Genomic DNA, 13284 nt, shown 5'->3' on the forward strand with positions numbered 1-13284 from the left:
GTGAGAAAGATGACTGTACGATATCAAATCGAACAGCTCGGTGATTCTGCAATGATGATCCGATTCGGAGAAGAAATCAACGAACAGGTCAACGGCATTGTCCACGCCGCGGCCGCTTATATAGAAGAACAGCCATTTCCGGGATTCATTGAATGTATCCCGGCTTTTACAAGTCTAACCGTATTTTATGATATGTATGAAGTGTACAAGCATTTGCCTCAAGGCATAAGCTCACCTTTTGAGAAGGTCAAGCGCGATGTCGAAGAGCGGCTGGTAGAAATAGCCGAAGACTATGAGGTCAACCGCCGCATTGTAGAAATTCCCGTCTGCTATGGCGGTGAATTCGGTCCGGATTTAGAAGAGGTGGCGAAGGTCAATCAGCTGTCACCGGAGGAAGTAATCGACATTCATACAAACGGTGAATATGTGGTATATATGCTTGGCTTCGCGCCCGGTTTTCCTTTTCTAGGCGGGATGTCAAAACGCATTGCAGCTCCGAGAAAATCATCACCAAGACCGTCGATTCCCGCAGGTTCGGTCGGTATTGCGGGATTGCAGACAGGCGTTTATCCGATTTCAACGCCGGGCGGCTGGCAGCTGATCGGCAAAACGCCGCTGGCTCTTTTCCGGCCGCAGGAAAACCCGCCGACATTGCTGCGGGCGGGAGATACTGTGAAATTCGTTCGCATCTCAGAAAAAGACTATCACGCCTATAAGGAGGAGTCCAATTGAGCATGAAAGTATTAAAGCCCGGACTGCTCACAACGGTTCAGGATATAGGCAGAACGGGTTACCAAAAATACGGCGTTCTGGCCAGCGGCGCTATGGACACGGTTTCACTGCGCATTGCCAATCTGTTGATAGGAAACGGCGAAAATGAAGCAGGTCTCGAAATAACGATGATGGGGCCCGGTCCGTCGTTTCATTTTTCAAAACAGACACTGATTGCTGTGACAGGGGCGGACTTCACGCTGCTTATTAATGACGAGGAAGCGCCTTTATGGAAGCCTGTGCTCATCAAGGAAAACAGCACGGTCAGCTTTGGCCCCTGCAAACTCGGCAGCCGTGCTTATTTGGCGGCAGCCGGCGGCATCGAGGTGCCTGCCGTCATGGAAAGTAAAAGCACATACGTCAGAGCAGGCATCGGCGGACTTCATGGCAGAGCGCTTCAAAAAGAAGATGAACTGAACATTGGAGAGATGTCAGCTCTTTCGCAAACCATCCTTTCCCGCTTAAGTTCGCAGCTTGGAAAACAGGGATTTGCAGCACCGAAGTGGTCAGTCAGCCGCGGCAGATTTCTGCCATTGAAGAAGAATCCCGTCATTCGGGTGCTGGAAGGAAAGCAATTTGCCTTTTTCACAGAAGAATCAAAAACGCGTTTTTATCAAGAAGCATTTCGTGTCACGCCGCAGTCTGACCGTATGGGCTACAGGCTCAAAGGAGAACCGCTCGAACTGAAGGCCCCGCTTGAGATGGTGTCGGAAGCGGTTTCATTCGGAACAGTTCAGGTGCCGCCTGACGGCAACCCGATTATCCTGCTTGCAGACCGGCAGACGACTGGCGGCTATCCGAGGATCGCGCATATCATATCCGCTGATCTTCCGATTGTTTCCCAAATCATGCCGGGTGAGCACGTCCAGTTTGAGCCTGTGTCCCTTCAGGAAGCAGAAGTGCTTGCGGTAGAACGGGAACAGCATATAAAAGAACTGAAAACGAGAATAAAGATGGAATGGCTGACATAGCAAAGGGGATGCATGATGCAGAATAAAAACAAAACCGTAGTCAAATCTATGGCGCTGCTCAATTTGTTTTTGCATAAACCAAGCCTAACCTTAAGTGAACTGGTGTCGCTGACGGGAATGCCGAAGACCTCTGTTCACCGGATGGTCAGCTCTTTGGAGGAAATGGGGTTCCTCAGTCGGGATGCGTCCGGCGCTTATTCGCTGGGATTGGTGTTTTTGGAATTCGGACAGCTTGTCGCTGACAGACTGGATATCAGAAAAATAGCGAAACCGGTGATGGAAGAGCTGTGCCGGGAAGTGGATGAGGCCGTGCAGTTGATCATGAGGGACGGCAATGAGGCGATATACGTTGAGAAAATAGAAGGGACACAGACTGTGCGGCTGTATACGGCGATCGGCAGGCGTTCCCCCCTATACGCGGGAGCGTGCGCCAGAAGCATTCTGTCCTTTCTTCCCCGTGAAGAAATCGAAGCATACATCAAACAAACCGAGCTCATTTCGATTGGCTCCGGAACGATTACCGATCCCGAAAAACTGCTTCAGGAGATTGATGCCTCTGTGCAAAATGGCTATACTGTCAGCTATTCAGAGCTCGAAAACTATACGGCGGCGATCGGCGCCCCGATCTTTAACCATAAGCGCCAAGTGGCAGCCGGCATTAGCATTGCAGGCTTTGAAGCGAGATTTACAGAAGACAGGCTGCCCTATTTAACAGAAAAGGTGAAGGACGCCGCTTTACAGATTTCAAGAAAAATAGGATATACATAAGTAGCCAATCTTTTCTCTGCTGCGTACATTAACGTATCGACGTTCAAGAGTGGAGGAAAGAACATGGTGCTTCGATATACAGCTCTGGGCGATTCCTTGACGACAGGGAGAGGCTCCGGGCTGTTTTCACCCGGCTTCGTCCAGCGTTTTGGGGACATGATGGAAGCTGACTTGAAAACAAGAACGGCAATAAACATATTTGCCAGATCAGGCCTGAATACAGAAGAGATTTTGGGACTCCTCTCATATCCCTATGTGCAAAAATGCATTCGAGATGCTGATATGATAACGATCACAGGGTGCGGAAACGATCTCATCGATTCGGTCTTAGCCTACCAAACCTCTAAGGATGAAACGATTTTCAGCCGTGTATCCGCCCATTGCCATGAGAATTTTGAAAAGATGATTGCCAAAGTCGCCGAGATTAAAGGAGAAAATCCTTCCCCGTACGCCATCCGAGTGTTCAACTTATACAATCCGTTTCCAGGCATTGAAATCGCCGGCAAATGGATCACATCCTTTAATTCACATTTAGAAACACTTGCATCAGCACCCCATGTCAAAATCGCGGATGCCTATAGCATCTTCAAAGGCAAAGAACAGGAATATCTGTCCTTTGACGGTGTCCATCCGAACAGCAAAGGCTATCAAGCGATGGCTGAAGCCGTTCACAAGCTAGGGTATAAAGAATTATCAGTTTCATAGAAAACGCGCCTCATGACAGGCGCGTTTTTTATGTGTGATCGAAATATTAAAAGAAACTTAAAATTCTCTGTCTTCTGTTCTACAGACAAACAAAGTGCGCTAGAATAATGGAGGGCGTAGGCAAATATAGCCATAACGTTCAATATTTCGTATATAAGGAAGGATGGTCCTTTTGTTTCGGATTTTTAAAATGTCTTTTGCGGTTATCATTATTATACTGGCGCTTATTGCTTTTAACTATACGGAACACACCTCTGTTATCCAATCGGTCATGCTCGTCTTTCTTGGTGCGGTCATGTTTATGCAGGGGCTTGAAGAACGCAAAAAAGAAAATGACGGCTCAGGCGCTTTTAATATTTATACCGCCGTTTTTGTATGGTCTGTCTCCCTTATCGGTTTTACACTTCATATTATTTAAATCTATTACACATCCTGAAAATGCTCGACCGTCGGGAACGGGGTATAGAACCGATGAAGCAAGGCTTTCCACTCTTGATACTCTGAAGAACCGCGAAAGCCTTCCGTATGGTCCTCAAGTGTTTCCCACTCCACAAGAAGCAGATATTTATGCGTTTCCTCCATGCATTTTGATAACGAGTGAGTGATATAGCCCTTCATGCCGGAAATAATCGGCGCCGCTTGCCGGAATGCATCCTCAAACTCTTGTTCAAGGCCTTCTTTAATGTGAAGCATTGCTGCCTCTCTGACCATGCTATCCCTTCTTCCTGTCTTTTCAAATAGTCTACAGCAAACGATAGGAGATTTCTGCAAAATCGGTGAACTTTTCCTTCATTTTCAAAAAAATCTTGCACGCACCAATTCAATTAAGAGAAAATAACAAGTGGAAGGCAGGGGAAAGTCATGTTAAAAAAGTGTATTCTACTAGTATTTCTATGCGTCGGATTGATTGGGTTAATCGGATGCTCCAAAACAGATTCACCAGAGGATCGCATGGAAGCATTCGTGAAACAGTGGAACGATCAGCAATTCGATGACATGTATCAAAGCCTGACTAAAGATGTCAAAAAAGAAATCTCCAAAACAGATTTCGTCAACAGGTATAAAGCCATCTATGAGCAGGCCGGCGTAAAAAATTTGAAAGTCACTGCGGGAGAAGTAGATAAGGACGATCAAGACAACAAGACGATGAAACATATCCCGTATAAAGTCAGCATGAACACAAATGCCGGCAAAGTCAGCTTCAAGAATACTGCTGTGCTGAAATTAGAAAAAACAGATGACGAGGAGTCATGGAATATAGATTGGGACCCATCGTTTATTTTCAAGCAGCTGGCTGACGACAAAACCGTGCAAATTATGAGCATTGAACCGAAACGAGGCCAAATTTACGATAAAAATGGAAAAGGTTTAGCTGTCAATACAGATGTTCCGGAAATTGGAATTGTTCCCGGGGAGCTTGGCGATAAAAAAGAGAAAGTTATAAAAGAGCTCGCCAAAAAACTTGATTTGACTGAAGACGACATCAAGAAAAAGCTGGATCAAGGCTGGGTAAAAGACGATTCGTTTGTGCCGCTCAAAAAGGTCAAGCCTGACCAGGAGAAATTAGTTTCTGAAGCGACGTCATTACAAGGCGTAACAAGAACGAATGTCAGCTCCCGCTACTATCCGTATGGCGAAAAGACAGCCCATTTGACAGGCTATGTCCGCGCCATTACAGCGGAAGAACTGAAGAAAAAGAAAGAAGGAACGTACAGCGATACGTCTAACATCGGTATCGCCGGACTTGAAAATGTGTATGAAGACAAGCTAAGAGGCACAACTGGCTGGAAAATCTACGTGCCGCAAACCGGGGAAGTCATCGCTGAAAAGAAAGCAAAGGACGGCGAGGATCTTCACCTCACAATTGATATCAAAACGCAAACGAAGCTGTATGATGAATTGAAGGATGACAGCGGGGCGGCAGTCGCGCTGCAGCCGAAGACAGGCGAAACACTCGCCCTTGTCAGCGCGCCTTCCTACGATCCAAATGGATTTATTTTCGGCTGGAGCGATAAGGAATGGAAAAAGCTAAACAAAGATAAAAACAATCCGTTTTCAGCGAAATTCAATAAGACATACGCGCCAGGTTCTACCATTAAACCGATTGCGGCTGCTATTGGAATCAAAAACGGCACCCTTAAAGCCGATGAGAAGAAAACAATCAAAGGCAAGGAGTGGCAAAAAGATTCGAGCTGGGGCGGCTATTCAGTGACACGTGTGTCTGAGAGACTTCAACAAGTCGATTTGGAAAACGCCCTTATTACGTCAGACAATATTTATTTTGCCCAGAATGCGCTTGATATGGGAGCGGACACCTTCACAAAAGGCTTGAAGACATTCGGTTTTTCAGAGGACGTTCCGTACGAATTCCCGATCCAGAAATCGTCTATTGCAAATGACAAGCTTGATTCAGACATTTTGCTTGCGGATACAGGCTACGGACAAGGGCAAATGCAAATGTCTCCGCTTCACTTGGCAACTGCTTACACGCCATTTGTTGACAATGGAGACCTTGTCAAACCGACGCTGATCAAAAAAGATTCACAAACAGCTGATGTTTGGCACAAGCAAGTGGTCACCAAGGAAGGAGCGGCAGACATTACAAAAGGTCTGAAAGGCGTTGTGGAAGATGAGCGCGGATCAGCGTATCAGCCTGTCGTGAAAGGAATCACAGTGGCCGGGAAAACAGGAACAGCCGAGCTGAAAACATCAAAAGATGATAAAGACGGCACGGAAAATGGCTGGTTTGTCGGCTACGATTACAAAAACAAAGACCTGCTTGTCGCCATGATGATCCAAAATGTGCAGGACCGCGGCGGCAGCCACTATGTCGTTGAGAAAGCGAAAAAGCAATTTCAATCGAATTAAAATGTCTTTTTAAAAGGAGCGAAAGGAAAAAGGGGATCTGAGGCCGAATGAACTAGTAAGGGGCAAAACCCGGTTTATACAAAGAAAAGAGGGATTTTGCATGCAGCGTATTCAATTGGCGGAGGATCTTCAATTTTCAAGAGTCATACACGGGCTTTGGCGGCTGAATGAATGGAACTATTCAGATGCTGAACTTCTGAGCCTCATTGAATGGTGTATCGATCACGGCATCACGACCTTTGATCATGCGGATATTTATGGAGGCTATACGTGCGAAAAGCTGTTTGGAAACGCCCTTGCCCTTTCGCCTGGATTAAGAGAAAACATAGAGCTGGTCACAAAATGCGGTATCGTTCTTGAATCGCCTGAACGGCCCGCTCACAGATCGCATCATTATAACACAAGCAAATCGCATATTTTGGCATCCGTTGAGCAATCGCTTATGAACTTAAGGACGGATTATATCGATGTGCTGTTGATTCACAGACCGGACCCGCTCATGGATCCGGAGGGGGTAGCAGAGGCGTTTCAGGCCTTGAAATGCTCTGGCAAGGTCAGGTACTTTGGCGTTTCAAATTTTAAAGATCACCAGTATCGGATGCTGGAATCGTATTTGCCCGAGAAGCTCGTGACCAACCAGATTGAGCTTTCCGCATATGAATTAGAAAATGTGCTCGACGGCACTTTGAACCTCTGTCAGGAAAAACGGATACCGCCGATGGCTTGGTCGCCTCTGGCAGGCGGCAAAGTTTTCACTGGTGACACGGAAAAAGACCGGCGTGTCCGCACGGCGCTTGAATCCGTCCAAGGGGAAATCGGCGCCGCTTCATTGGGCGAGGTCATGTACGCATGGCTGTTCACGCATCCGGCCGGCATCATGCCGATTGTCGGAAGCGGAAAGCGCGAGCGGATTTCCGCCGCGATAAATGCGTTGTCATACAAGCTTGACCAGGATCAATGGTTCCGCATTTTTACAGCCGTACAGGGTTACGATATTCCATAAAAAGCATCAGCTTACCAGCTGATGCTTTTTCAATATTGTCACACCGCTTAGTGCCAAATTACCATTTATAAGTGATTGATTCTTTCTTGAAAGCGTTTTATATTAAAAGGAAACCTCTCTATATCCTCTACTGCATCTCCTTGCGACTTCATCCGCACATCAAGATAGTCTAGGAGGTCTTTTTTATGTATATGACTGCCAGAGAACAAAAGCTGTTAAAGCACTTATTATTACAAAACAGATATATAACCGTAACTGAGCTTGCTGAGCTGATGCAAGTCAGCACGAGAACCATTCACAGGGAACTCAAATCAATTAAACCGCTGATGGAAACCGTGGGGCTTACGTTAGATAAACAGCCCGGTAAAGGTTTGAAAGCAGTGGGAAGTCCCGAAGATAAACAAAAGCTGCTTACTGATTTATCATATGAACAGCATGAATACAGCGCCGACGAACGGAAACTGCTCATTCTTTGTTCGTTATTAGAGTCTCAGGAGCCCGTCAAACTGTACACGCTTGCTCATGATCTCCAGGTGACGAATGCCACGGTCAGCTATGACTTAGATGAGCTCGAGAAGTGGATTTCTCCCTTCGGACTGACACTGATCCGCAAAAGAGGTTTTGGCATCCAGCTTATAGGGCCGGAGAATGCGAAACGGAAAATTGTCGGCAACTTGATTGTGAACCGTCTCGACATCCAAATGTTTTTGGAAGCGGTTGAATTAAACATCAAAGGAAAAGCCGATTCTTCAGAGAAAATGTTCGGGGTTGTCAGCAAAGGTGAGCTGTTAAAAATGGAGCGCATCTTATTTCAGCTCAAAGAAAAAATCGCTTTTTCATTGTCCGACAGCTCCTATATAGCGCTCGTCGTCCATCTGACGTATGCGATCGAACGAATTAAGCTTGGGGAAACCATCACCATGGAGCAAAATGAGCTTGAGGAACTGAAGAATGCGAAGGAATACAGCTCGGCTCTTGAAATCGCGGGCGAGCTTGAACGTGCCTTCGGCGTGACGATTCCAGAGGCGGAGGTCGGCTATATTACAATCCATCTTCGAAGCGCCAATCGAAAATACAAAACAGAATACAAAGCGCAGGAAATTGAGCTGGAAACAGCCCTGCAAACAAAGCGGCTCATTGCTTTTATTTCAGACAAAATCAGAATGGATCTGACGAAAAACTACTCTTTATATGAAGGCTTGATTGCCCATTTGGAGCCAGCCGTCAGCCGCATAAAAGAAAATATTGAGATATACAATCCGATGAAGGAACAGATCAAGCGCGATTATTTTCTGCTTTATATGGCGATCGAAGAAGGCGTCGAAAAGTATTTTCCGGGCATGTCCTTTTCTGATGATGAAATCGCTTTTATCGTTCTTCACTTTGGCTCGGCTCTTGAAATCAAAAAAGAAGAAGCAAAAGTGAAAGCGCTTGTCGTCTGCTCAAGCGGGATCGGCTCCTCGAAAATGCTTGCCTCCAGACTGAAAAAAGAGCTGCCGGAAATTGAATCGTTTGATATGTCATCCCTGATCGAGCTAAAGGGGAAGGATGTTCAAGCCTATGATATGATTGTGTCCACTGTACCGATTCCTTATGAAAACATTGATTACATCATGGTCAGCCCGCTATTAAATGAGGAAGACGCAAACCAGGTCAAGCAGTATATCAAGCGGAAGATTCCCCTTATTCTTAACAAAAAAAGAAGCCCGAAGGAAGAGGCGCAGCAAGCTGATGTACCTGACATGCTGGAGGCGGCGGAAAGCATAGGGCGGTATATGGAAGTTATCCAAGATGTTCTGCGCCATTTTACGCTAGCTCAACTCAAAACAAACCCGGACCATAGCATGCTTCTGCTAGAGCTTTTTCAACAGCTGAAGAAGGATGGCCTGATCCGTGATCCGGAAAAAGCCGCGGTTTGCCTGGCTGAGCGGGAGAAACAAGGGGGATTGGGAATCCCCGGAACAAACATGGCGCTTTATCATCTCAAAAATGATGAAATCGTCCTGCCTTTTTTCAAAATGTTTGATCTCAGCACCTCCTATGAAGTGGATGGCATGGACGGAAATACCCTCAGGATGACACGCATTCTCGTCATGATGGCGCCTGGCTCATTATCTGCTGAAGGCTCGGAGATTTTAAGCGCGATCAGCTCGGCAATTATCGAGAGCGGAGAAAGCATGGCGGGGTTTCAGGAAGAAGGAGAACAAGAATTGTATCAGCGGTTAAACCGCATATTTTTCACATGGATGAAAGAAAAAAACATACTGTAAACCTGCATGGCACACGTCAAAAATTTGGCGTGTGTTTTTCTGTGGATGGGGAACAAAATAAGAAAATGTGGGACTATTTTATCATTCAGTATTGGAATAATTCCAAAATGAAATAGTTTTACAAGTTATCTTTTTTGGGTTAAAATGGGTGAGGTAAGGAAGAAAATCTAACAAATTATTGAAGATTCAAGAGAATATAGGAGATGACGATATGGAAACATTACAGCATCTGATTCTGCATGACATGCCGAATAGCGAAAAAATAGAGGCTGTAAAAAGCGGAGACCATACACTGACATATAAAGGTTACCGTAAACGGATTAATCAGCTGGCGAATGCCATGCTTCAAAAAGGAATTCAAAAGGGCGACCGTGTTGCATTGCTTTGCAAAAACGGCCATCCCGCATCAACTGTTATGTTCGCCGCGCTTGAAATAGGTGCTGTTGTCGTACCTGTCAGCTGGCAGCTGAAACCATATGAAATGACAGGCATTTTAAAAGCAAGTGAACCGAAAGCGATGTTTTACGGAGCGGAGTTTAAAGAGATACTGGATGAAGTTCTACCTGAATTGTCCTCACTGTGTGTAACAATGGAAACAGGAACAGCTTACGAAACATCTGCTGAATTTGAAGCGCTGTTTGCAGGTCCTGATCATTTGCCAGAGACGGAAATGGTTTCCCCTGATGATACAGCACTTCTGATGTTTACATCTGGAACAACGGGAAACCCGAAAAGATGCATGATTACACATGGCGGCATATACAGATACGTTAAAAAATCCAACAGCTCAATAGCACGCATGAAGGGCCTTCGTTTTCTCGCGTGCCATCCGATTTATCATACGAGTGCGCTCATTTGCATCATGCTTGGAACGTTTGCAGAAACAACTTTTGTGTTTACAGAGGATCAAGATCCTGTTCACATGCTGAAGGTCATTGAAGAAGAGAAAATTCAGACCGTGATGGCTCTTCCTGTGTTCTACACGTATTTGCTTGAGGCGTGGGAAAAGCACCAAACTGACTTATCTTCGCTTGTTATTTTAATGACAGGCGGAACAAAAGTGCCGAGCAGCCTAATACGCCGCTATCTTGATATTGGCATTCCGCTCGCGCATGGCTATGGAAGTACTGAGGCTTGGGGCATCAGCACATGGACGCCTGATATGGGAATGGATAAAGCGGCATCTGCAGGAAAACCTGTGGCAGGTGTTAAAGTCAAAGTGGAAGATCCTCTGACCGGAGAAGAACTTCCTCAAGGAGAAATCGGCGAAATCGTTGTTCATACTCCATTCTTATTTAAAGGCTATGAAGACAATCCTGAAGCAACAGCGAAAGTGCTGCAAAATGGATGGTTTAGAACCGGAGATTCAGGATATGTAGATGAAGATGGCTTTATTTTCATCACGGGACGCTACAAGGATGTCATTATTTACGGAGGCGATAACGTCTATCCTGATCAGGTTGAAGAAGTTATCCAGCAGATCCCGGGAATCCTTGAAACGGCTGTGGTCGGTATTCCAGACCCGCTTTACGGTGAAAAACCGAAAGCTTTTATCGTGAAAAATGGCGGCCAGCGCATCACGGAAGAGGATGTCATCGCATTTTGTAAAGAACGCCTGTCCGCTTACAAAATACCTGAAGTTGAATTTGTTAACGAACTGCCGAAAAACAACCTTGGCAAGGTGAAAAAAGACGTCCTGCGCAATCAGGCTGTACATTCATAAAAGAAGAAGCCCGTCCACTTTATGTGGCGGGCTTCTTTGCACTTGCACAGACGGAAAGCTCAGGCTTAATGTTCTTAAATTGTATATCAATGTCTTCGAAGCCGGCTGCTTTAAAGTCAGCAATCATCTGTCTTCCAAATGATTTGGTTTTTTCAGGACTGGCATCCGCTTCCCGCGGCTGCATCGTAATGGCTGCTTTGCCGCCTGGCTTTAATGCCCGATAAATCTGTTTCATGCCTTTTGTTTGGTCATTCCAAATGGTGTAGTTGTTAACGGAAATCACTTTATCATAAAACGAGGCGGGGAGAGGAAATGTCTCGATGCTTCCTTGTATCAGGCGTACGCCCTTTGGTTTCACTCTGCGGGCGGCCAGCTTCAGCATGGCCTCTGACACATCAATCCCATGAAGATGAACATCCTTCTCGCGTTTCAGCATCTGCTGCATGCAGTATCCCGGGCCAAACCCGACTTCTAAAATGCTGTCCCCGCGCGTGATACCCAGCTGATTGATTGTCCACTGATTCAGTGTTTGATTTTCAGCAGCCATGATGTACCCGGCAATCATGCCGATGACGCCCTTTGGCCTGCTGAATCTTCTAGAAAGCATGTTAATCATTCAGCAACCAACCCCCTTTTTGAGTTAATTTCCTCCCAGCGTTCCATGTGAAACATTTTTCTGATAAAGCAATGCGAAGGTGCCAAGCCATGTTTATCCAAAGAGTGTGTGAGGTACACAACAAATAGACATGAAAACAAAGGAGGAGAATCATCATGGCAAATTATCCAAAAGAACTGCCGGCACAAACTCAAAGTCGCCAGCCGGGAATTGAAAGTGAAATGAATCCAAGTCCGGTGTATGAGTACGAGGATTATAAAGGAGCAGACAAATTAAAAGGAAAAGTAGCTCTTATTACAGGCGGCGACAGCGGGATCGGACGCGCGGTTTCCGTCGCTTACGCAAAGGAAGGCGCAGATATCGCCATTGTGTATAAGGATGAGCATGAAGACGCTGAGGAGACGAAGAAACGTGTTGAACAAGAAGGCGTAAAATGCCTGCTGATTGCTGGTGACGTAGGTGAAGAGGAATTCTGCAATGAAGCGGTTGAAAAAACGGTCAAGGAACTAGGCGGCCTTGACATCCTTGTCAACAATGCAGGTGAACAGCATCCGAAGGAAAGCATCAAAGAGATTACGAGCGAACAGCTTCACCGCACATTCAAAACAAACTTTTATTCTCAATTTTATTTGACTAAAAAAGCAATTGATTACCTGAAACCGGGCAGCGCCATCATCAATACGACATCCATCAACCCGTACGTAGGGAACCCGACACTGATTGATTATACAGCGACAAAAGGGGCGATCAATGCCTTTACAAGAACAATGGCGCAGGCGCTTGTCAAAGACGGCATCCGTGTAAATGCAGTCGCGCCGGGTCCAATCTGGACGCCACTAATCCCAGCTACGTTCCCTGAAGAAACAGTTGCTCAATTTGGGCAAGATACGCCGATGGGCCGTCCTGGACAGCCTGTTGAGCACGTCGGCTGTTATGTGCTCCTGGCATCAGATGAGTCCTCTTACATGACAGGACAGACCCTGCATGTCAACGGCGGAAACTTTGTGACGACATAAGAGGGAGTGAGACATATGGGCATCACGAAAGAAGAAGTGAACAGCTACTATCAAAAAGCAGGGATTGTATTAACGGACGAGGAAGTAGACCAAATCCAGCTGATGGATTACGGCTTAGGAAAAGAAAGAAAAGTCGGGCTCCAGCTCTTCGTCTACGTCAATACAGACCGTTATTGTTCAAAGGAATTGGTGCTGTTTCCGGGACAGACTTGCCCGGAACACCGCCATCCGCCGGTCGACGGCCAGGAAGGCAAGCAGGAGACCTTCCGCTGCCGCTACGGAAAAGTGTATCTTTACGTAGAAGGAGAAAAAACGCCGCTTCCAAAAGTTCTCCCTCCTCAGGAAGACAGAGAACACTATACGGTCTGGCACGAAATTGAGCTAGAACCGGGCGGGCAATATACAATCCCCCCAAACACAAAGCATTGGTTCCAGGCCGGGGAAGAAGGTGCCGTCGTGACGGAAATGTCATCGACGAGCACGGATAAACATGATATCTTTACCGATCCAAGAATATAAGGATGAGGCTTAGCAGCCCATCCTTTTTTGTATTGAAAAAAACAGAATCATCGC

Annotated in this window: 13 protein-coding genes; 11 read left to right on the forward strand and 2 right to left on the reverse strand. The window is 46.2% G+C overall.

Going from position 1 to position 13284, the window contains the following annotated elements:
- Positions 1–9: 9 nt before the first annotated feature.
- From pxpB to ACFVP7_RS02410, 5 genes are all read left to right on the forward strand, one after another.
- Positions 10–732 (forward strand): 5-oxoprolinase subunit B, encoded by a 723-nt coding sequence (gene pxpB / locus ACFVP7_RS02390; RefSeq protein WP_086343463.1) that lies wholly within the window; start codon positions 10–12, stop codon positions 730–732.
- A 2-nt stretch (positions 733–734) separates the two neighbouring features.
- Entirely contained in the window at positions 735–1742 is a 1008-nt protein-coding gene (gene pxpC, locus ACFVP7_RS02395) for a 5-oxoprolinase subunit PxpC (RefSeq protein ID WP_396583250.1), read from the forward strand.
- 15 nt (positions 1743–1757) lie between these two features.
- Positions 1758–2510, forward strand: a complete 753-nt coding sequence (locus tag ACFVP7_RS02400) for an IclR family transcriptional regulator (RefSeq protein WP_014478857.1) — start codon at positions 1758–1760, stop codon at positions 2508–2510.
- A gap of 63 nt (positions 2511–2573) precedes the next feature.
- The gene (gene lipC / locus ACFVP7_RS02405) at positions 2574–3215 is read left to right on the forward strand and encodes a spore germination lipase LipC (RefSeq protein WP_256683211.1); all 642 of its coding nucleotides are present in this window, start codon (positions 2574–2576) and stop codon (positions 3213–3215) included.
- Between the two features lie 172 nt (positions 3216–3387).
- On the forward strand, positions 3388–3633 hold the full coding sequence (locus ACFVP7_RS02410; protein ID WP_003240256.1) for a YczI family protein: 246 nt from the start codon (positions 3388–3390) through the stop codon (positions 3631–3633).
- A gap of 5 nt (positions 3634–3638) precedes the next feature.
- On the opposite strand, the gene ACFVP7_RS02415 is transcribed toward ACFVP7_RS02410, so the two are convergent.
- Positions 3639–3926: an antibiotic biosynthesis monooxygenase gene (locus ACFVP7_RS02415; RefSeq protein WP_003234413.1), complete on the reverse strand. Its 288-nt coding sequence runs from the start codon at positions 3924–3926 to the stop codon at positions 3639–3641.
- 150 nt (positions 3927–4076) lie between these two features.
- On the opposite strand from ACFVP7_RS02415, the gene pbpC reads away from it, so the two are divergent.
- The 4 genes from pbpC to ACFVP7_RS02435 all read left to right on the forward strand — a co-directional run bounded on the left by pbpC (position 4077) and on the right by ACFVP7_RS02435 (position 11079).
- Positions 4077–6083: a penicillin-binding protein 3 gene (pbpC, locus tag ACFVP7_RS02420; protein WP_326228412.1), complete on the forward strand. Its 2007-nt coding sequence runs from the start codon at positions 4077–4079 to the stop codon at positions 6081–6083.
- 100 nt (positions 6084–6183) lie between these two features.
- Complete coding sequence (locus ACFVP7_RS02425; protein WP_217011609.1) at positions 6184–7086, forward strand: aldo/keto reductase family oxidoreductase; 903 nt, start codon at positions 6184–6186, stop codon at positions 7084–7086.
- 185 nt (positions 7087–7271) lie between these two features.
- Positions 7272–9356, forward strand: a complete 2085-nt coding sequence (gene mtlR / locus ACFVP7_RS02430) for a mannitol operon transcriptional activator MtlR (protein ID WP_101169821.1) — start codon at positions 7272–7274, stop codon at positions 9354–9356.
- A gap of 211 nt (positions 9357–9567) precedes the next feature.
- The gene (locus ACFVP7_RS02435; protein ID WP_375060393.1) at positions 9568–11079 is read left to right on the forward strand and encodes a class I adenylate-forming enzyme family protein; all 1512 of its coding nucleotides are present in this window, start codon (positions 9568–9570) and stop codon (positions 11077–11079) included.
- Positions 11080–11098: 19 nt separating this feature from the next.
- Here the strand turns inward: ACFVP7_RS02435 and ACFVP7_RS02440 are convergent, their stop codons facing one another.
- Positions 11099–11695: a class I SAM-dependent methyltransferase gene (locus tag ACFVP7_RS02440; protein WP_014478864.1), complete on the reverse strand. Its 597-nt coding sequence runs from the start codon at positions 11693–11695 to the stop codon at positions 11099–11101.
- 155 nt (positions 11696–11850) lie between these two features.
- Here ACFVP7_RS02440 and ACFVP7_RS02445 point away from each other — a divergent pair, with 155 nt between their 5' ends.
- Together ACFVP7_RS02445 and lyxE are read left to right on the forward strand one after the other, a co-directional pair.
- Complete coding sequence (locus ACFVP7_RS02445; RefSeq protein WP_042977133.1) at positions 11851–12711, forward strand: SDR family oxidoreductase; 861 nt, start codon at positions 11851–11853, stop codon at positions 12709–12711.
- Between the two features lie 15 nt (positions 12712–12726).
- Positions 12727–13230, forward strand: a complete 504-nt coding sequence (gene lyxE / locus ACFVP7_RS02450) for a D-lyxose ketol-isomerase (protein WP_003234400.1) — start codon at positions 12727–12729, stop codon at positions 13228–13230.
- Positions 13231–13284 lie beyond the last annotated feature (54 nt).

The organism is Bacillus sp. SG20033 (assembly GCF_044570195.1).
Classification (GTDB): Bacteria; Bacillota; Bacilli; order Bacillales; family Bacillaceae; genus Bacillus; species Bacillus subtilis.

Coding starts and splice junctions, on each gene's coding strand:
- pxpB (WP_086343463.1), top strand. CDS start 10: ATGACTGTACGATATCAAATCGAACAGCTCGGTGATTCTGCAATGATG.
- pxpC (WP_396583250.1), top strand. CDS start 735: ATGAAAGTATTAAAGCCCGGACTGCTCACAACGGTTCAGGATATAGGC.
- ACFVP7_RS02400 (WP_014478857.1), top strand. CDS start 1,758: ATGCAGAATAAAAACAAAACCGTAGTCAAATCTATGGCGCTGCTCAAT.
- lipC (WP_256683211.1), top strand. CDS start 2,574: ATGGTGCTTCGATATACAGCTCTGGGCGATTCCTTGACGACAGGGAGA.
- ACFVP7_RS02415 (WP_003234413.1), bottom strand. CDS start 3,926: ATGGTCAGAGAGGCAGCAATGCTTCACATTAAAGAAGGCCTTGAACAA.
- pbpC (WP_326228412.1), top strand. CDS start 4,077: ATGTTAAAAAAGTGTATTCTACTAGTATTTCTATGCGTCGGATTGATT.
- ACFVP7_RS02425 (WP_217011609.1), top strand. CDS start 6,184: ATGCAGCGTATTCAATTGGCGGAGGATCTTCAATTTTCAAGAGTCATA.
- mtlR (WP_101169821.1), top strand. CDS start 7,272: ATGTATATGACTGCCAGAGAACAAAAGCTGTTAAAGCACTTATTATTA.
- ACFVP7_RS02435 (WP_375060393.1), top strand. CDS start 9,568: ATGGAAACATTACAGCATCTGATTCTGCATGACATGCCGAATAGCGAA.
- ACFVP7_RS02440 (WP_014478864.1), bottom strand. CDS start 11,695: ATGATTAACATGCTTTCTAGAAGATTCAGCAGGCCAAAGGGCGTCATC.
- ACFVP7_RS02445 (WP_042977133.1), top strand. CDS start 11,851: ATGGCAAATTATCCAAAAGAACTGCCGGCACAAACTCAAAGTCGCCAG.
- lyxE (WP_003234400.1), top strand. CDS start 12,727: ATGGGCATCACGAAAGAAGAAGTGAACAGCTACTATCAAAAAGCAGGG.